This window comes from Propioniciclava soli (assembly GCF_038502305.1).
GTDB classification, from domain to species: Bacteria; Actinomycetota; Actinomycetes; order Propionibacteriales; family Propionibacteriaceae; genus Propioniciclava; species Propioniciclava soli.
Map to the genome: position 1 here is coordinate 2,231,179 of NZ_CP115965.1, position 16,912 is coordinate 2,248,090.

Below are 16,912 nucleotides of genomic sequence, written 5' to 3' on the forward strand. Positions count from 1 at the left end.
CTCTCGCGTCGGTGTCTGGGTTCGTTGGGTTCGACCTCAGCCGTCGAAGGCGTCCTTCAGGCGGCTGAAGAAGCCCTTGGGGCCGCGGTCCACCGTCGCCTCGGGCCGGTTCTCGTCGCGGGCCGTCGCCAGTTGGCGCAACAGCTCGCGCTGGTGCTCGTCCAGCGACGTCGGGGTCTGCACCAACAGGGTAACCCCGAGGTCGCCGCGGCCGGCGCCACGCAGGCGCGGCACGCCGCGGCCGTCCAGCACCAGCCGGGTGCCCGACTGGGTGCCGTGCGGCACCTCCAGCTTCACCCGCGCGTCGGCGGCATCGGCACCCTCTACCTCGGCGTCGATCGTGTCGATCCACACCTCGGTGCCCAGCGCCGCCGCCGTCATGGGCAGCTTCGCGACCATCTCGAGGTTGTCGCCGTCCCGACGGAACACCGGGTGCTGGCTCACCGCCAGCTCCACGTACAGGTCGCCGGCCGGTCCGCCGCCGGGCCCGACCTCACCCTGGGAGTCGAGGTGCACCCGGTTGCCGGTGCTCACCCCGGCGGGAATCTTCACGTTGATCGTCCGCGTGCTGCGGACGCGGCCCTCCCCGGAGCACTCGCCGCACGGGTTGGGGATGACCGTGCCGTAACCCCGGCACGTCGGGCACGGCTGCACCGTGCGGATGTCGCCGAGGAAGCTGTGCTGGACGCTCTGCACGTCGCCCTGCCCGTGGCAGGTGCTGCAGGTGACCGGCTCGCCGCCGTCCGCCGCACCGCGGCCGCTGCACGAGGGGCAGACCACCGCCGTCTCGACCCGGACCGGCTTGGTCACCCCGAACGCGGCCTCGGCCAACGACAGCGAGAGGCGGACGAGGGCGTCCTGGCCCTTGCGGACGCGGCTGCGCGGGCCGCGCTGACCCTGCGCGCCGAACATGGCGTCGAACAACCCGCCGACGTCGAAGCCGCCCGCGCCACCGGGGAAGCCGAAACCACCCATGCCGCCGGCCCCGCCCCCGCCGCCCGAGCGCAACGGGTCGCCGCCCAGGTCGTACATCTGGCGCTTGGAGGAGTCCGACAGCACGGCGTACGCCTCGCCGATCTGCTTGAACGTCTCCGCGCTCGCCGGGTCGTCGGCCACGTCCGGGTGGTACTTCATGGCGAGCTTGCGGTACGCCTTCTTGATCTGCTCGCTCGATGCGTCCCGGGGCACACCCAGGACCTCGTAGTAGTCGCTCAACGTCGTCCTTCTCGGGTATCAGCCTTCGGCCAGGAAGCGGCCCACGTACCGCGCGACGGCGCGCACGGACGCGATGGTGGACGGGTAGTCCATGCGGGTGGGGCCCACGATGCCGAGGGTCGCCCACACGTCGGAGTCCGCACCATACGCCGACGCCACCACGGACGTCGACTGCAGGGGTGCGTAGGGGTTCTCGTGACCGATGCGCACGGTCACGTCGTTCGGGGTGCTGGTCTCCCCCAGCAGGCGCAGCAGGACGACCTGCTCCTCCAGCGCCTCCAGCACCGGCTTCACGGTGGTCTCGAACTGGTCGCCGAACCGGGTCAGGTTGGGGACGCCGCCGACCACGACGCGCGTGCTCGCGTCGGCGCTCACCATCTCCAGCGCGGCGGCCGTGACGGTGGCCGCCAGTGGCCCGAGCGTCGGCGGTAGGGCGTCGGCGAAGGTCGCGAGGCGTTCTACGGCCTCCCGCGGGGACGCGCCCAGCAACAGCTCGACGAGTCGCGCCCGGACGAGCGCCAGGTCGGCGTCGTCCACGTCGCCCAGCAGGATCGGCCGCTGCTCGATGCTGCCCGTGCTGGTGACCACCATGGCCAGCCCGCGGTCGGGCCCGAGCCGCACGATCTCGACGTGGCGGATGGTCGAGGTCGTCAGCACCGGGTACTGCACGATCGCGACCTGCCGCGTCACCTGCGCCAGCAGCGCCACCGTGCGGCGCACCACGTCGTCCACGTCGAGCGCGCCCGAGAGGAACGTCGTGATGGCCCGCTTCTCCGCCAGCGTCAGCGGCTTGACCGCGGCCAGCCGGTCGACGAAGAGGCGATAGCCCTTGTCGGTGGGGATGCGGCCTGCCGAGGTGTGGGGCTGGGTGATGTAGCCCTCGTCCTCCAGCACGGCCATGTCGTTGCGGACGGTCGCCGGGCTCACGTTGAGGCTGTGGCGCTCGACGATGGCCTTCGAGCCCACGGGCTCCTGGGAGGAGACGTAGTCGGTGACGATGGCACGCAGGATCGCCAGCTTGCGGTCGTCCAGCATGTCGCCCCCTCTCGTGACCCCTCGCGGTGTCCGTGCCGCAGGCCCGCCCCGGGTCGGGGCTGGCACTCGCGCGCAGTGAGTGCCAAGCTTACGCCACCCTCGCGGTGGCGCCGGTTACGCTGGCCGCCGTGCCTGCGTCCACCCCGTCCCCCGCCGCGCTCCTGGGGGCCACGACCGCCGTCTTCGGCGCCCCCGTGGCCGCCGCCGCGTTCGGACGCCTCAGCTACGGCGACGCGTTCTGGTGGGTGTGGCTGGTCGCGGTCGTGACCGGCGGGTGGGCCCTCGTCACACTGACCGCCCGGCGCGCTGCCGGCGTCACCCGCATCTTCCTCGTGGCCCACCTGCTCATGTTCCTCGGCATCCCGGCCGTGCTGTACGGCTGGCTGCTGGGGCGGCAACTGCCCCCCGTGCAGGCGCCGGTCCTGCTCGTGGCACTCGGGGTCGCGTGGGTGGTGCTCCACGGCTGGGCCACGCGGCCCGACCGGCTCGGCCCGCCGGGTTTCGCCGGCACCCCGATGACCACGGGTGCCCTGGTCGCCCTCCATCTGCGGCCCTACCCGCGCGTCGTGGTCGTCTACGCGGCCGTCTTTCTCGCCCTCGCCGTCCCCGGCGTGGCGCACTTCGACGCCGCGGCCGCCGACCCGGACGCCGCGCGGCCCGCCACGCTGGCCCTGCTGGTGGGGTCGGGACTGCTCGAGCTCCTCCTCGCGTCCGTTCGGATCGGACGCGGCCGCCGGCTGTCCGGGCGGCCGGGGCCGGACGCCACCTCGGTAGGCTGAGCGGATGCTGTTCAGCCTGGGCCCCTTCATCCCGGTCGCCGACCGGGTGTTCGTCGCGGTCGCCGAACCCGAGGCCGTGAACATCGGCCTGGTGGTGGGCACCACGGGCGCCCTCGTGATCGACACGGGCAGCACCCCTGCCCAGGGTGCCGCGATCCTCGCCGCCGCGCGGGCCGTCGCCGGCGACGTCCCCGTCACCCACGTCGTGGTCACCCACGCCCACGTCGACCACCACGGGGGCCTGGGCGGTTTCGCGAGCGTGTCGTCCCATGCGCATCGCGGCCTGGCCAGCGCCATCGCTCGCACCGGTGAACAGCACGACCTACTGCGCGATCTCGGCCTCACCGCGGACGACCTCGTCGCACCCACCCACACGTTCTCCCTCGCCACCACCCTCGATCTGGGCGACGCCCACGCCGAGGTCGTCCACTTCGGGCGCGGGCACACCGACCACGACGCGGTCGTGATCGTGCCCGCCCGCAAGGTCGTGTTCGCCGGCGACCTGCTGGAGCAGTCGGCGTTTCCGTCCGTCGGGGAGGATTCCTTCCTGGCCGAGTGGCCCCGCACGCTGGACGGCACGCTCGGCACCCTGCGCCGCGACACCGTCATCGTGCCCGGGCACGGCAGCGTGATGGACCAGAGCGGGGCCTTCATCCAGCGCGCCGAGCTGGCGTGGCTGGAGTCCCAGGCCGGCACGCTGTGGGACGCCGGCACCGCCGCCGCGGACGCCTGGCCCACCACCGACGAGTGGCCGCTCACCCGCCAGGAGGCCGAGGCGGCCCTGACGGTTCGGTTCGCCCAGTACGCCGCGGCCGGACGCCCCCGCGCCCGCACGCTGCCCCTGCTGGGCCGCTGACGCGGAAGCCGCCCCTGGTGGGCCGCTGACGCGGAAGCCGCTCCTGCCGGGTCGCTCAGGTGCCGGCCGTCAGCGCGTCGCCGCGTGCTCCTGCAGGGCAGCGAGCACGTCGTCGCCAGCAGCGGCCAGGAGGTATCGGCCGTCCTGCCCGGGACGCCACGGCGGCTCGGCACCGGACGAGGCCGCCACACCGCCCAGCTCGGTGAGCATGAGCGTGCCGGGCAGGTGGTCCCACGCGTGCTGGCTGGTGTAGACCAGCGCGTCCACGTCCCCCTCCAGCAGGCGCGGGTAGTCCACCGCACAGGCGCCGCGTGTGCCCGTAAACTGCAGGTCGGGGTGGCCGTCGCCACGGAAGCGCTTGCGCGTCGCCACGCGCCACGGCCGGTCGGGGGGCGTCAGGGCGGGCAGGGCCACGCCGTTGCGCGTCACTCCGGCCCCCTTCTCCACGGCGTACATCTGTTGGTGCACGGGCTGCCAGATCCAGGCTCGCGTGGCCTCACCGTGGCGGGTCTCGGCGAGCATGACGCCGAAGTCGGCGTGCCCGTGGGCGAAGTTGCGCGTGCCGTCGACGGGGTCGATGACGAAGGCGTGCGCCGCGCCCGGGAGGCCCGCGGGGAGGTCGGCGTCGGCGAAGGTGGCCTCTTCGCCGATGATGACAGCGTCGGGGAAGGCCTCCGCCAGGGTGCGGGCGATCTCGACCTCGGCCTCGCGGTCGGCGATCGTCACGAGGTCGCCGGGGCGCTTCTGGTCGATCTCGTGCTCGGCGAGCGTCCGGAAGCGGGGCAGGATCACCCGTTCGGCGACGTCGACGAGCAGGTTCTCGATCGCGGTGGCGTCCATCAGGAGTCCTCATCGATGTGGTCGGCGGTGACGAAGTCGATGAGTTTCTCGACCTCGGTGAGCAGGCGCGGGTCCAGGTCTTGCCAACCCCGCACCTGGCGGAGGATCGCTTGCCACGCGGCCGCGATGTCGGCCTGGGTGGCGTGCGGCATCCCGAGCGCGTCGCAGATGCCGTGCTTCCACTCCATCGTGCGCGGGATGTCGGGCCAGCGCGCCAGGCCGACGCGCTCAGGCTTGACCGCCGCCCAGATGTCGACGTATTCGTGACCGGTGACGAACACGTGCTCACCGCTGACCTGCGCGACGATGCGAGATTCCTTGCTGCCGGGCACGAGATGGTCCACCAGAACGCCGAGGCGCCGGCCCTGCGCGGGGGCGAACTCGCGGACGATGGCGGTCAGGTCGTCGATGCCGCCGAGGTACTCCACGACGACGCCGACGTGGCGCAGGTCCGCGCCCCACACCTTCTCGATCAGCTCCGCGTCGTGGCGTCCCTCGACGTAGATGCGGCTGGGCAGCGCCACCTTCGCGCTGGCCGTGGGCCCGACGCGCGAGCCGGACGCCGTGTGCGTCCGCGCGTGTTCCTGGGCACGATCGCGCGCCGTCGGCGTCCGCACCGGCGGCGTCAGGTCAATGGGCTTCCCGTCCAGCCAGAAGTTGGGGCCGAACGGGAAGCTGCGGCGCTTGCCCTTGCGGTCCTCCAACACGACGACGCCGTTCTCCCAGGTCACCACCGCGCCGACGAAGCCGGAGGTGGGCTCCTCGAGCACCATGTTCCTCTCCACGGGGGTGCGCGCCGCCGTCGGACGGTTCACGCGCTGCCAGCCCTTGGCAAGCACGTCGGAGGAGTATCGGTTCACGATCCACCAGCCTACGGCGCGCCACCGACACTCCGGCCGGGGACCCACCGGGCGAGCCGCGATGCTCGGGCCACCGCAGGGGCGCGGTTCGCCAGCGCCCGTGCTGGAGTAGGGTGCGGCCCATGGGTTCTGGCCCTGATGACACCCCCGCGCTGGTCGCCCGGCGCTCGTCAACGAAAGGTGAATTCTGGTGCTCGCTGTCGAGTGGTGGTGGCTCACTGCCCTGATCTTCGGTCTGGACCTGCTGCTCGCCCTCGCCGAGGGCACGTCCGCTGCTGAGCGCCCCGGTTTCCGCGTGCTGCGGTGGGCGGGAAGGTTCGCGGCCGCCGCAGTGATCCTGGGGATCGGCCTGGTTCTCCAGCCCACCGGGCTGTGGTGGTTCGTCATGGTTGCCTTCGTCTTGGCGGAGGGAACGATCCACTGGTTCCTCCGCCGACGCCAACCGCTCGTGACCCCCGCGGCGGGCTGACCAGCCCTCAGTCCAGCAGCTCGCGCACGACCGCGTCGGCCAGCAACCGGCCGCGCGGGGTGAGCGTGAGGCGTCCGCTCTCGCTGGCGCGCAGCAAGCCGCGCGCTTGCAGCCCCGGCACCCGCCGGCGCTCGGACGCGGTGAGCACAGCGGCGTCCAGCCCGTCGGCGATGCGGATCTCCAACAGGACGCGCTCCTCACGCCGCTCCTCGGCGGTGAGCACCTCCCGGGCCGCGGCCGGGCTTTCGCCGGCGGCCAGCCGGCTCGCGTAGGTGGCCGGGTGCTTCACGTTCCACCACCGGACGCCGCCCGCGTGGCTGTGCGCGCCCGGACCCACGCCCCACCACGTGTGACCCCGCCAGTAGGCGAGGTTGTGCCGGCACGCGTGCCCGGGTCGCGCCCAGTTGCTGATCTCGTAGGGCTCCAGTCCGGCGGCGGTCAGGCGGTCGTCGACGAGTTCGTAGCAGTCGGCCTGGGTGTCCAGGTCGATCTCCTGGAGCCGGCCGCGGCGGATGTCGGCGGCCATCTTGGTGCCCGGCTCCAGCGCGAGCGCGTAGGCGCTGATGTGGTCGGGCTCGGCGGCGAGCGCCGCAGCGACGGACGCCTCCCAGTCGGCCAGGGTCTCCCCCGGCGTCCCGTAGATGAGGTCGAGGCTGACGGACGCGAAGCCGGCCTCCCGCGCCCAGCCGACGACCGCGGGCACGCGCCCCGGCGTGTGCCGACGGTCGAGCTTCGTCAGCACCGACGGCACGGCCGACTGCATGCCGAACGAGATGCGGTTGAACCCACCCTCGCGCAGCTCCCGCAGGTAGGCGGCGTCCACCGACTCGGGGTTGGACTCGGTGGTCACCTCGGCTCCGTCGGCCAGCGGCCACACCGCACGCACGGCGTCCAACAGGCCCACGAGCTCGGACGCCGCCAGGAGCGTCGGCGTTCCGCCCCCGAAGAACACGGTCTCCACAGGCGGTACGTCCGGCCCCAGCAGGCGACCGGCCAGCGCGAGTTCGGCGCGCACGGCGTCCAGGTAGGCGGCGCGGGACGCCCCGGGGGCGGCGCCCAGCTCGGCGGCGGTGTAGGTGTTGAAATCGCAGTAGCCGCAGCGCGTCGCGCAGAAGGGCACGTGGACATAGACGCTGAGCGGCGAGGTGGCGACCTCGGCGAGCGCGTCGACGGGTAGTGCGCCATCGATCGGCGCGGGCTCCCCGTCGGGGAGGCTCGGTGTCACGGCAGGGCGAACGGCAGGTCGAGGCCGTCCAGGGCGTGCTGGCAGGCGCAGTCGCCGTCCGGCATCGCCGCGAGGGTGCGCAACAGCAGCCGCTTGAGGCGCTCGATGTTGCCGGCGAAGACCTTGAGCACGTCGGCGTGGGTGACGCCCTCCTCGCCCTCCAGGCCAGCGTCGGCGTCGGTCACGCAGCAGACGGTCGAGAAGCAGAGGGCCAGCTCGCGCGCGACGGACGCCTCGGGCATCCCGGTCATGCCGACGACGGACCAGCCGGCCGCCGAGTGCCACTGCGATTCCGCTCGGGAGCTGAACCGCGGGCCGTTGATGACCACGAGCGTGCCGCCGTCCACCAGCGGGGTGTCGTCGGAAGCGGATGCGAGCAGCGCCTGGCGGCCGCGCGGGCAGTACGGATCGGCGAACGGCACGTGGACGACCGGCCCCTCGGCCTCCCAGACGGTGTGGCCGGGGCGGTAGGTGCGGTCGACGACCTGGTCGGGCACGACGAAGGCGCCCGGTGCCAGGTGGCGCTGCAGCGCCCCGACGGCACACGGGGCCAGCACCTGGCGGACGCCCACCGCCCGCAGCGCCCAGAGGTTGGCGCGATAGTTGACCTTGTGCGGCGCGAACTGGTGCCGCTCGCCATGGCGGGGCAGGAAGGCGACTCGGCGCCCCTCGACCTCACCGATCGTCAGCGGCGCCGACGGCGGCCCGAACGGTGTGTCGACCTCGACGCGCTCGGCGTCGTCGAAGAACGAGTAGAAACCGGAGCCACCGACGATGCCGATCTCGGCCGTGGCGCTCACAGCTGCCCGGCCAGCGCGCCGTCGCGCCACGCACCGAGCACGGCGTTCCAGCTCGACACGGTGATCTCGCTGACCAGACCCGCCTGCTGGAAGGGGTCGTGCGCGAGGGCCGCGGCGGCATCGTCCGCGCTGCCGGCGCGGAGCAGGATCAGAGCGTCGAACGGACCGTCCCCCTGCGTGGGCCCAGACAGCAGAATGATGCCCTCGGCGGCCAGCCCGCCGAGGAACTCCCGGTGGCGGGGCCGGATCTCGTCGAGGGCAGCGGCGTCGTCGACGTAGGTGTAGGTCACGGCATACAGGCTCATGGATTCCATCCTACGGGCGGACGCCGACCCGCTTGAGCCGGCCTCGCACACTGGAGGCATGAGCCACCCCGTCCCGACGCACCCCCCGCTCGCCGCCCGGCCGACGAGGGAGGGGGCAAGCCTGTTCATGCTCGGCTGGGTCGCATTGCTGTGGGTGCTGGAGATCGTCGACCAGCTGTTCCCCTTCCTGGGCCTGGACGCCGCGGGCATCACCCCGCGGGACCCGGGTGACCTCTACTCGGTGTTCACCGCCCCGTTCGTGCACTACGGATTCAGCCACCTGATCGCCAACACCGTGCCGTTCTTCGTGCTCGGCCTGCTGATCCTGCTGTCAGGCGTGCGGACGTTCGTGGTGGCCACGGGGGCGTCCGTGCTGGCCTCCGGGCTGGCCGTCTGGCTGCTGTCCGCCCCGGGCACGCTGACGGCGGGGGCGTCCGGCGTCGTGTTCGGCTGGTTGGCGTTCGTGCTGGCCCGCGGCCTGTTCACGGCCAACCTGAATCACCTACTCATCGGCGTGGTGGTGTTCGCGATCTACGGCGGCGTGCTGTGGGGCGTCTTCCCGACCGCGCCGGGGGTGTCCTGGTTGGGCCACCTCGGCGGCGCGATCGGTGGCGTCCTGGCGGCGTGGTGGCTCTCACGCCGAGGCAACGACCAGTCGGCGATCCCCCAGGCCTGAGGCGCCGGCCCGGGTCCTCAACGTCCACCCTGCGGGGGGATCAGCCGCGGAGGGCCTCGATGTCGGGCGGCAGGGTTGTCCACTCCCAGTCCTTGACCCACACCCCATTGCTCTGCACCACCCGGGCGGTCCCGATGTCGCTGGAGAGCAGCCACAAGACGTCCTCGTCGGACTGCCATGCCACGCCGAGCGGATGCGCACGCACAAGGTAACGCTCGTCGTCGGCCCAGACAATGGTGCCCCCCGCGTCCTTGATGACCGGGTGCACCCTTGCGTCCGATCCCGCCCCCTCGGACGCGAACTCCGCCGTGAACTGGCCCGACGGCGAGACGCGCTCTCCGTCCTCGGGCACCAGGGTCGAAGCGTTGCTCTGACACCCGCTCAGTGTCAGCCCCAGCACCGCCGCCCCCAGCGACGCGGCGCCGACGAACACGGCCCGGCGGGAGACGGGGCGGGGCACTACTTCTTCTCCCGCGACTCGCCCGTGCTGAGCGCGGCCACGAAGGCCTCCTGGGGCACCTCGACGCGTCCGACCATCTTCATCCGCTTCTTGCCCTCCTTCTGCTTCTCGAGCAGCTTGCGCTTGCGGGTGATGTCACCGCCGTAGCACTTGGCGAGCACGTCCTTGCGGATGGCGCGGATGGTCTCCCGGGCGATCACGCGCGCCCCGATCGCGGCCTGCACCGGCACCTCGAACTGCTGGCGCGGGATGAGCTCGCGGAGCTTCTTGGCCATGGCCACGCCGTAGGCGTAGGCCGCGTCGGTGTGCACGATGGCGCTGAAGGCGTCCACCGGGTCGCCGTGCAGCAGGATGTCGACCTTGACGAGTTTCGCCGACTGCTCGCCGGCCGCCTCGTAGTCGAGGCTCGCGTAGCCCTTGGTGCGGCTCTTGAGCTGGTCGAAGAAGTCGAAGACGATCTCGGCGAGCGGCAGGGTGTAGCGGAGCTCCACCCGGTCCGACGACAGGTAGTCCATGCCGGTCTGCGTGCCGCGGCGCTGCTGGCACAGCTCCATGATCGTGCCGATGTAGTCGCTGGGCGTCAGGATGGTCGCGTTCACGACCGGCTCCCACACCTCGGCGATCTTGCCCTCGGGGTACTCCGATGGGTTGGTGACGGTGTGCTCGGTGCCGTCCTCCATGACGACGCGGTACACGACGTTCGGCGCCGTGGAGATGAGGTCGAGGTTGAACTCGCGCTCCAGCCGCTCGCGGACGATCTCCATGTGCAGCAGCCCGAGGAAGCCGATGCGGAACCCGAAGCCCAGCGCCCCGGAGGTCTCGGGCTCATACGTCAGCGCCGCGTCGTTCAGCTGCAGCTTGTCCAGCGCCTCGCGCAGCTCGGGGAAGTCGGCCCCGTCGATGGGGTAGAGCCCCGCGTAGACCATGGGGTTGGGGTGTTTGTAGCCGCCAAGTGCCTGGCTCGCCGGGCGCTGCGCCAGCGTCACCGTGTCGCCGACGCGGGACTGGCGGACGTCCTTCACCCCGGTGATCAGGTAGCCGACCTCACCCACGCCCAAGCCCGAGGACGGCAGCGGCTCGGGGCTGATGACGCCGACCTCCAGCACCTCGTGGGACGCCTTGGTGCTCATCATCCTGATGCGGTCGCGGTGCTGGAGCGCGCCGTCGACCACGCGGACGTAGGTGACGACGCCGCGATAGGTGTCGTACACGGAGTCGAAGATGAGGGCGCGCGCGGGGGCGTCCACCTCACCGGTCGGGGCGGGCACGGTGGCGACGATGGCGTCCAGCAACTCGCGGACGCCCTCCCCCGTCTTGCCCGACACGCGGAACACCTCCGACGGGTCGCAACCGACGAGGTTGGCCAGTTCCTCGGCGTACTTCTCGGGCTGCGCGCTCGGCAGGTCGATCTTGTTGAGCACCGGGATGATGTGCAGATCGGCACCCATCGCCAGGTACAGGTTCGCCAGCGTCTGGGCTTCGATGCCCTGCGCGGCGTCGACGAGCAGAATGGCGCCCTCGCACGCCTCCAGCGAGCGGGACACCTCGTAGGTGAAGTCGACGTGGCCGGGGGTGTCGATCATGTTCAGCACGTGGTCGGTCTCAGCGACCCGCCACGGCATCCGCACGGCCTGGCTCTTGATCGTGATGCCGCGCTCGCGCTCGATGTCCATCCGATCGAGGTACTGCGCACGCATGGACCGCTCGTCGACCACGCCGGTGAGCTGGAGCATGCGGTCGGCCAGCGTCGACTTGCCGTGATCGATGTGCGCGATGATGCAGAAGTTGCGCAGGATCGCGTTCGGCGTCGCCCCGGGCTGCGGGCTCATGCGGCCTCCCTCTCGAGCTCGTCGTGCTTCGCTGGCATCGCGTCGGCCGGCGGGCGGCCGGCCTTGGACAACACGACGCCGCCCCGACCGGTCAGTCGGAGCGACGTCGGGAAGCTGCGATCAGAGCGACGCGGCCGTCGTGGCGATGGCCGACTTGCGGTTCGCCGCCTGGTTCTTGTGGATGACGCCCTTGCTGGCCGCCTTGTCGAGCTGGCGGCACGCCACCTTGGCGTACTCCTGCGCCTTCTCGGTCTCGCCGGCGGCAGCAGCCTCGCGGAACTTGCGAATGTGCGTCTTGAGGGACGACTTCACGGCCTTGTTGCGCAGGCGCGCCTTCTCGTTCGTGAGAATCCGCTTCTTCTGGGACTTGATGTTCGCCACAGGGCTTGCCTTCGTTTCTGCTGATGGTCGAGGGTTGCGCCCACAATGGGCGCGATGACCCAGCCTAGCAGCGCCCCCGGCGGCCCCCAAATCGCCGGGTCAGCGGCCCATGCCTGCCTCGGGACGCCTCCCCCGCTGCGCCGCCACCCCGATCACGAGCTGCTCCAGTGCGAAGGCGGGGTCGGACGCGGCGCCCTTCACGGCGGCGTCCGCCCGCGCCACGAGTTGCAGGGCGGACGCCAGCCCGCGCGGCGTCCAGTCGCGGGAGTGCCGCGCCAGGTCCTTGACCTTCCACGGCGGCACCCCGACCTGCTGGGCCACCTCGGCGTCGCGGACGCGCGCACCGGCGAGATCGCTGTAGCGCCCCTGGCTGCGCAATGAGGACGCCAACGCGCTCGTCACGAGCACCGGCGGCACGCCGGTCTCCAACGCCCAGCGCAGCGCACCGAGCGCCTCGTCGCGCCGCCCGGACATGACGTGGTCGGCCACGGTGAAGCTCGTCACGTCGGCCCGACCGGCGAAGTAGCGGTGAACGTCGGTCTCGCTGATGTGTCGGTCGTCGGAGTCGGCGATCAGCTGGCGCACCGCCGCGGCCACGCCCCGGGTGTCGCCGCCGATCGCCTCCACCAGCGTGGCCGCGGTGGGGGCTTCGAGGCGTCCGCCGAGCGCCCGGGCTTCGGCGACCGCGAACTGGGGCAGCTCCCAGGCCTTGATCGTCGGGCAGTCGCGGGTGGCGACCTTGGCCTTCTTCAACCGATCGAGCAGTCCCTTGCCCTTGTTCCCGCCCGGGTGGACGAGCACCAGGGCGAGCTCATCACTCGGCTGCGTGGCGAAGGAGGCAACGGTGTCGACGAGGTCGTGGGCGAGGTCGGCAAGGTCGGTGACCACCACGATGGTGTCGCTGGCGAACAGCGACCCCCCGGTCACCTCGGCGAGGCGTCCGGCGTCCAGGTCAACCGCCGACACCCGGTTCACCGAGGCACCCGGCCGCTCGACCAGCGCGTCGCGGACGAGGGCGTCCACCGCCCGCTCGGCGAGCAACGACTCCGGCCCGACGACCAGCACGACCCGGCCGAACACGTTCGTCACCTCCACCGCACCCACCTCCTGCGCCTGCGCATCTGCTGGGAGCCAGCATGCCAGCCGCCACCGACAACGCCCGCGTCGGAACGGCCCACGCCGACTCCCCTGCCGCAGTGTCGGGGGCCGGCGTTAGGGTGGGTGTCACCGAACGAAGGAGACCCCCCATGGCCAGCAAGGACGACATTCGCCGCATCGCCGAGGAGAACGACCTCAGCGAGGCGGCCGTCGCGGAGCTCGACCGGGCGCTGGGGCGCGGCAACCGGCGCCAGGCCCAGTTCAGCCACCCCGATCTCGGCGGATCCGGGCAGTGGATGGCCGGCGGCATGACGCAGGTCGGCGACATGTTCAACAACGAGCTGAAGGCCAAGGTGGACGCCGCGTGCTCCGCCCTGTCCTCCCTCGGCACGGGCAAGAACTCGGACACCGACAACGGTGCCGAGGCCCACCCCGACCAGCACGACGACGAGCACGACGACCAGAACGACGACGAGAAGGAAGGCACGGAGATGGACATGAACATGGACATGGACATGGGCGGCTCGGACTGGTGGCCGGAGGACCTGGGGAGCCCCGCGTCCAGCGGCGGCCAGAACGACTCGGGCTACGCCGTGTTCCCGGACAAGAAGCGGCTCGCGGTCAAGTCGGGTGACGACGTCAAGGTCTACGACACGGCCGATCACGACATCACCGGCGTCTCACAGCAGCAGGGCTCGATCGAGGACACGACGTTCTCCACCTCCGGCGGCGACACCGTCCGCGCCGGCGATCTGGACGAGGTCTGACGCGCCGACCCCCGGCGCCCGATCCTGGGAGCCGGGGGCCCGGGGCGGCCAGCACCCGCTGCTAGCATGATCGGGTAAACGCATTCCCACCGGAGGTCACTGATGTCCCCGCTCCCCCTCGCGCAGGTCGGCGTCCGCGGTTTCGGCCGCATCCACCTGGAGCGCATCGCCCGGCTCGAGGAGCAGGGGCGGGTGGAGCTGGTGGCCACGGCCGACCCGGGTGGCCCGCTGGTCGGCAGTGACCTGCCCTGGTACGCGAGCCTGACCGATCTGCTGGCCGAGCACAGCCCGGCCATCGCGAGCCTGGCGACGCCCATCGGCACGCACGCGCCGCTGGCCACCGAGGCCATGCGCGCCGGGGCGCACGTCATGCTCGAAAAACCACCGGTGGCATCGCTCACGGAGTTCTGGCAGCTGCTGCGCGCCTGCAAGGAGAACCAGCGCGTCGTGCAGATCGGGTTCCAGAGCCTGGGGTCGGCGGGCATCGCGCGGATGCAGGATCTGCTCGCCGGGGACACGCTGGGCGAGGTCACCGCGATTGCCGTCCGCGGCGCCTGGGTGCGTGACCGGGCCTATTACGCCCGCTCGCCGTGGGCCGGCAAGCGCACCGTGGACGGCCGGCGCATCGCCGACGGCGTGGTCACCAACCCGCTGGCCCACTCGATCGCCACGGCGCTGAAGATTGCCGACGCCACCCGCCTGGATGACATCGTCGCCATCACGACCGAGATGTACCATGCGCACGCCATCGATGCCGACGACACCTCCTTCGTCCGGCTCGACCTGGCCGACGCGCCCCCCATCTGCGCCGCGCTGACGCTGTGCGCCACCGAGCAGGTGCCGCCCACCGTCACGCTGGTCGGGACGCGTGGCGAGGCGCGCTACTCCTACACCACCGACGAGCTGTGGCTGACGGTGGACGGGGAAGAGACCCACGAGACCTTCGAGCGCACCGACCTGCTCGAGAACCTCGTCGATCACCTGACCGCCGACGCCGATCTGCTCGTGCCGCTCGCCGACACCGTCGGGTTCATGTGCGTGCTCGAGGCGACGCAGGACCGGCCGGCGCCCGTGCAGATCGCCGAGGAGCACCTCACCTGGGTCGGCGACGGCGCCGAGGGCCACCCGGTCATCAGCGACATCGAACGCTGGCTCGACGCGGCGCTGGCCGCCGGCGTCGGGTTCGCCGAGGCGGGCGCGCCGTGGGGCGACCCGGCCGCGGTGGCGCGATGGCAGCACCGGACGCCGCTGGCGGAGCTGAGACTGGGCGACGCCGCGGTGGCCGAGTACGCGGACGGCTCCGACATCATGGACCTCTCCTCTCCGCGGCCCTACCTGCACCCGATCCGGACGCTGGGCGGGGTGATTGTCAGCGACACCCACCCCGTCGACCACGACTGGCACTGCGGCCTGTCGCTCACGATGCAGGACGTCAACGGCGTCAACTTCTGGGGCGGGCGCACCTATGTGCGGGGCCGGGGCTACACGTGGCTGGGCGACCAGGGCCGCATCGAGCACCGCGCGTGGCTCGAGCGGACCCCCGGCCGGTTGCGCGAGGAGCTCGCCTGGGTCGGGCCGATCCTCGAGCCGCTGGAGGACGCCATCGACCCTGTCGAGGTCCGCGAGACGCGCGAGCTCACCTGGACGCAGGCCGACGATCGCACGTGGCTGCTGGACGCCGACCTTGCGCTGGACGCCGTGACCCCGGATCGCATCACCCTGGGCGGGCCGGGCACGAACGGGCGCACCGACGCGGGCTACGGCGGCTGGCAACTACGCCTGCGCCGCAGTGACGACGTCCGCATCACCAGCCCGCTGGGCGAGGGCGCGGAGGCCGTGTACGGGCAGGCGGCCGCCTGGGTGGCGTGGCGCTCGACCTTCATCGGGCGGCCCGTGACGCTCGCGATGGCCCACCTGGACGCCGACGCGGCGGCCTCGGACCGCTGGTTCGTGCGCCACGGTGAGTTCGACGGCATCGGAACGGCGCTGGCGTGGTCCGACGAGCTGACGCTGCCGGTGCGGCGTCGCTACCGCCTCGTCGTCGCCGACGGCCACCTCACCGAGGACGCACTGGCCGCCTGGCTGCCGCGATCCCTAGGGTGAACGCATGAAGCGCGTGTATCTCATCCGCCACGGCGAGGCCGAGTTCACCGGCCACGGCCGCGGCGACCACGGCCGGCGGCTCACCGAGGAGGGTCACGAGCAGGCCCGGACGCTCGGCGAACTGCTGGCGGAATCCGGCATCCAGGTGGTGCTCACCTCCACGGCCGACCGGGCCGCGGCGACGGCGTCCGGCCTGGGGTTGGGCGAGGTGCGCCCGATCGAGGAGCTCTACAACGCCTCCACCGCAGCCCTACTGCGCAGCCTCGCCACGTTGGACGACGACGTGGACACCGCCGCGGTGGTGGCCCACGCCCCCGGCATCCCCGCGCTCGTCGACGAACTCAGCGGCGATGATCCCGACCCCCAGGCCGCCGACCTCATCCGCCACCACTTCGGCACCGCCACCTGTGCCGGGATCGAGTTCTCCGGCTCGTGGGCCCACCTCGACCGGCCCCGCCTGTTCTGGGCCGCCCGAGGCTGAGCCACCTCGGGGTGAGCGCTGGCCGAACCCTCGCCGCACCAGCGCCGTTCTGCTAGCATGCAGGAAAGCGCTTCCCACTGTTGAGAGGTCACCATGGACGCCCGCCTGTCCCCCCTCGTCGAGCACGTTCTCGTCCCCGTCGTCGTCATGGATGATGCCGCCCGGGCCCCCGGCCTGGCGCAGGCCCTCGTGGCCGGCGGGTTGCCCGTCGCCGAGGTCACGTTCCGCACGGCCGCGGCCCGCGACGCCATCGCCGCCATGGCGCAGGTGCCCGGCATGATCGTCGGCGCCGGCACCGTCCGGACCCCGGAGCAGGCCGAGCAGGCCGTGGCCGCCGGCGCGACGTTCATCGTCTCGGCCGGCCTTAGCGAGAAGGTGGTGCGCCGCTGCCAGGAACTCGACGTACCCGTCCTGCCCGGCACCGCCACGGCCACCGAGATCCAGCAGGCCACCGAGCTGGGCCTCGACACGGTCAAGTTCTTCCCCGCCGAGACCGCGGGGGGCGCGGCCGCGGTCAAGGCGCTCGCGGCGCCCTACCCCGACATCAGCTTCGTCCCGACCGGCGGCATCGGCCCGAAGAACCTCGCCGACTACCTCGCAGTGACGTCCATCGTGGCCTGCGGTGGCTCGTGGATGTGCCCGCGGGACGCCGTCGCCGATGGCCGGTTCGACGAGGTGGAGCGCCTCACCGCCGAAGCCGTCCAACTCGTCCGTTCGATCAAGGAGGCCTGAG

At 72.1% G+C, this 16,912-nt stretch carries 19 protein-coding genes; 8 read left to right on the forward strand and 11 right to left on the reverse strand.

Annotation, left to right across the window (positions count from 1 at the left end):
• Nucleotides 1–36: 36 nt before the first annotated feature.
• Nucleotides 37–1,215, reverse strand: a complete 1,179-nt coding sequence (gene dnaJ, locus PCC79_RS09975; protein ID WP_342371731.1) for a molecular chaperone DnaJ — start codon at nt 1,213–1,215, stop codon at nt 37–39.
• Nucleotides 1,216–1,233: 18 nt separating this feature from the next.
• A complete protein-coding gene (hrcA, locus tag PCC79_RS09980; protein ID WP_342371732.1) occupies nt 1,234–2,250 on the reverse strand; it encodes a heat-inducible transcriptional repressor HrcA in 1,017 nt (338 codons plus the stop codon).
• 128 nt (nt 2,251–2,378) lie between these two features.
• Between hrcA and PCC79_RS09985 the strand changes: the two genes are divergently transcribed.
• Both PCC79_RS09985 and PCC79_RS09990 read left to right on the forward strand, forming a co-directional pair.
• Nucleotides 2,379–3,029, forward strand: a complete 651-nt coding sequence (locus PCC79_RS09985; RefSeq protein WP_232547665.1) for a hypothetical protein — start codon at nt 2,379–2,381, stop codon at nt 3,027–3,029.
• 4 nt (nt 3,030–3,033) lie between these two features.
• Nucleotides 3,034–3,885 carry an MBL fold metallo-hydrolase gene (locus PCC79_RS09990; protein WP_232547664.1) on the forward strand — a complete coding sequence of 284 codons (852 nt, stop codon included), beginning with the start codon at nt 3,034–3,036 and terminating at the stop codon, nt 3,883–3,885.
• Nucleotides 3,886–3,954: 69 nt separating this feature from the next.
• On the opposite strand, the gene PCC79_RS09995 is transcribed toward PCC79_RS09990, so the two are convergent.
• Complete coding sequence (locus PCC79_RS09995) at nt 3,955–4,725, reverse strand: inositol monophosphatase family protein (RefSeq protein WP_232547663.1); 771 nt, start codon at nt 4,723–4,725, stop codon at nt 3,955–3,957.
• Nucleotides 4,725–5,588, reverse strand: coding sequence for a DUF3097 domain-containing protein (locus PCC79_RS10000; protein WP_342373615.1), 864 nt, complete (start codon nt 5,586–5,588; stop codon nt 4,725–4,727). The genes PCC79_RS09995 and PCC79_RS10000 overlap by 1 nt, the downstream gene beginning before the upstream one ends.
• Before the next feature lie 187 nt (nt 5,589–5,775).
• Here PCC79_RS10000 and PCC79_RS10005 point away from each other — a divergent pair, with 187 nt between their 5' ends.
• Complete coding sequence (locus PCC79_RS10005) at nt 5,776–6,054, forward strand: hypothetical protein (RefSeq protein WP_232547662.1); 279 nt, start codon at nt 5,776–5,778, stop codon at nt 6,052–6,054.
• A 7-nt stretch (nt 6,055–6,061) separates the two neighbouring features.
• Here PCC79_RS10005 and hemW read toward each other — a convergent pair whose 3' ends face one another.
• Genes hemW through PCC79_RS10020 form a run of 3 tightly spaced genes read right to left on the reverse strand, consistent with a single transcriptional unit; the run spans nt 6,062 to nt 8,384 of the window.
• Nucleotides 6,062–7,279: a radical SAM family heme chaperone HemW gene (gene hemW / locus PCC79_RS10010; protein ID WP_232547661.1), complete on the reverse strand. Its 1,218-nt coding sequence runs from the start codon at nt 7,277–7,279 to the stop codon at nt 6,062–6,064.
• The gene (locus PCC79_RS10015; protein WP_232547660.1) at nt 7,276–8,079 is read right to left on the reverse strand and encodes an S-methyl-5'-thioadenosine phosphorylase; all 804 of its coding nucleotides are present in this window, start codon (nt 8,077–8,079) and stop codon (nt 7,276–7,278) included. The genes hemW and PCC79_RS10015 overlap by 4 nt, the downstream gene beginning before the upstream one ends.
• Nucleotides 8,076–8,384, reverse strand: coding sequence for a YciI family protein (locus tag PCC79_RS10020; protein ID WP_232547659.1), 309 nt, complete (start codon nt 8,382–8,384; stop codon nt 8,076–8,078). The genes PCC79_RS10015 and PCC79_RS10020 overlap by 4 nt, the downstream gene beginning before the upstream one ends.
• A gap of 127 nt (nt 8,385–8,511) precedes the next feature.
• Here PCC79_RS10020 and PCC79_RS10025 point away from each other — a divergent pair, with 127 nt between their 5' ends.
• Complete coding sequence (locus PCC79_RS10025) at nt 8,512–9,060, forward strand: rhomboid family intramembrane serine protease (RefSeq protein WP_332836147.1); 549 nt, start codon at nt 8,512–8,514, stop codon at nt 9,058–9,060.
• 40 nt (nt 9,061–9,100) lie between these two features.
• Here the strand turns inward: PCC79_RS10025 and PCC79_RS10030 are convergent, their stop codons facing one another.
• The 4 genes from PCC79_RS10030 to holA form a co-directional block, all read right to left on the reverse strand.
• A complete protein-coding gene (locus PCC79_RS10030) occupies nt 9,101–9,520 on the reverse strand; it encodes a hypothetical protein (protein WP_232547657.1) in 420 nt (139 codons plus the stop codon).
• Nucleotides 9,520–11,349, reverse strand: coding sequence for a translation elongation factor 4 (gene lepA, locus PCC79_RS10035; RefSeq protein WP_342371733.1), 1,830 nt, complete (start codon nt 11,347–11,349; stop codon nt 9,520–9,522). The genes PCC79_RS10030 and lepA overlap by 1 nt, the downstream gene beginning before the upstream one ends.
• A 120-nt stretch (nt 11,350–11,469) precedes the next feature.
• Nucleotides 11,470–11,730, reverse strand: coding sequence for a 30S ribosomal protein S20 (rpsT, locus tag PCC79_RS10040; protein WP_232547655.1), 261 nt, complete (start codon nt 11,728–11,730; stop codon nt 11,470–11,472).
• 99 nt (nt 11,731–11,829) lie between these two features.
• Nucleotides 11,830–12,825 (reverse strand): DNA polymerase III subunit delta, encoded by a 996-nt coding sequence (gene holA / locus PCC79_RS10045; protein WP_232547654.1) that lies wholly within the window; start codon nt 12,823–12,825, stop codon nt 11,830–11,832.
• Nucleotides 12,826–12,977: 152 nt separating this feature from the next.
• Here holA and PCC79_RS10050 point away from each other — a divergent pair, with 152 nt between their 5' ends.
• The 4 genes from PCC79_RS10050 to eda all read left to right on the forward strand — a co-directional run bounded on the left by PCC79_RS10050 (nt 12,978) and on the right by eda (nt 16,911).
• Complete coding sequence (locus PCC79_RS10050; RefSeq protein WP_342371734.1) at nt 12,978–13,595, forward strand: hypothetical protein; 618 nt, start codon at nt 12,978–12,980, stop codon at nt 13,593–13,595.
• Nucleotides 13,596–13,697: 102 nt separating this feature from the next.
• Entirely contained in the window at nt 13,698–15,698 is a 2,001-nt protein-coding gene (locus PCC79_RS10055; protein WP_342371735.1) for a DUF6807 family protein, read from the forward strand.
• Between the two features lie 4 nt (nt 15,699–15,702).
• The gene (locus PCC79_RS10060) at nt 15,703–16,179 is read left to right on the forward strand and encodes a SixA phosphatase family protein (protein ID WP_342371736.1); all 477 of its coding nucleotides are present in this window, start codon (nt 15,703–15,705) and stop codon (nt 16,177–16,179) included.
• A gap of 93 nt (nt 16,180–16,272) precedes the next feature.
• Nucleotides 16,273–16,911, forward strand: a complete 639-nt coding sequence (gene eda / locus PCC79_RS10065; protein WP_232547650.1) for a bifunctional 4-hydroxy-2-oxoglutarate aldolase/2-dehydro-3-deoxy-phosphogluconate aldolase — start codon at nt 16,273–16,275, stop codon at nt 16,909–16,911.
• Nucleotide 16,912: the final 1 nt, after the last annotated feature.

Bases quoted from the DNA above. Each gene is read 5' to 3' on its own strand.
- hrcA (WP_342371732.1), bottom strand. From the start codon at position 2,250: ATGCTGGACGACCGCAAGCTGGCGATCCTGCGTGCCATCGTCACCGAC.
- PCC79_RS09990 (WP_232547664.1), top strand. From the start codon at position 3,034: ATGCTGTTCAGCCTGGGCCCCTTCATCCCGGTCGCCGACCGGGTGTTC.
- PCC79_RS09995 (WP_232547663.1), bottom strand. From the start codon at position 4,725: ATGGACGCCACCGCGATCGAGAACCTGCTCGTCGACGTCGCCGAACGG.
- PCC79_RS10020 (WP_232547659.1), bottom strand. From the start codon at position 8,384: ATGAGCCTGTATGCCGTGACCTACACCTACGTCGACGACGCCGCTGCC.
- PCC79_RS10025 (WP_332836147.1), top strand. From the start codon at position 8,512: ATGCTCGGCTGGGTCGCATTGCTGTGGGTGCTGGAGATCGTCGACCAG.
- lepA (WP_342371733.1), bottom strand. From the start codon at position 11,349: ATGAGCCCGCAGCCCGGGGCGACGCCGAACGCGATCCTGCGCAACTTC.
- PCC79_RS10050 (WP_342371734.1), top strand. From the start codon at position 12,978: ATGGCCAGCAAGGACGACATTCGCCGCATCGCCGAGGAGAACGACCTC.
- PCC79_RS10055 (WP_342371735.1), top strand. From the start codon at position 13,698: ATGTCCCCGCTCCCCCTCGCGCAGGTCGGCGTCCGCGGTTTCGGCCGC.
- PCC79_RS10060 (WP_342371736.1), top strand. From the start codon at position 15,703: ATGAAGCGCGTGTATCTCATCCGCCACGGCGAGGCCGAGTTCACCGGC.
- eda (WP_232547650.1), top strand. From the start codon at position 16,273: ATGGACGCCCGCCTGTCCCCCCTCGTCGAGCACGTTCTCGTCCCCGTC.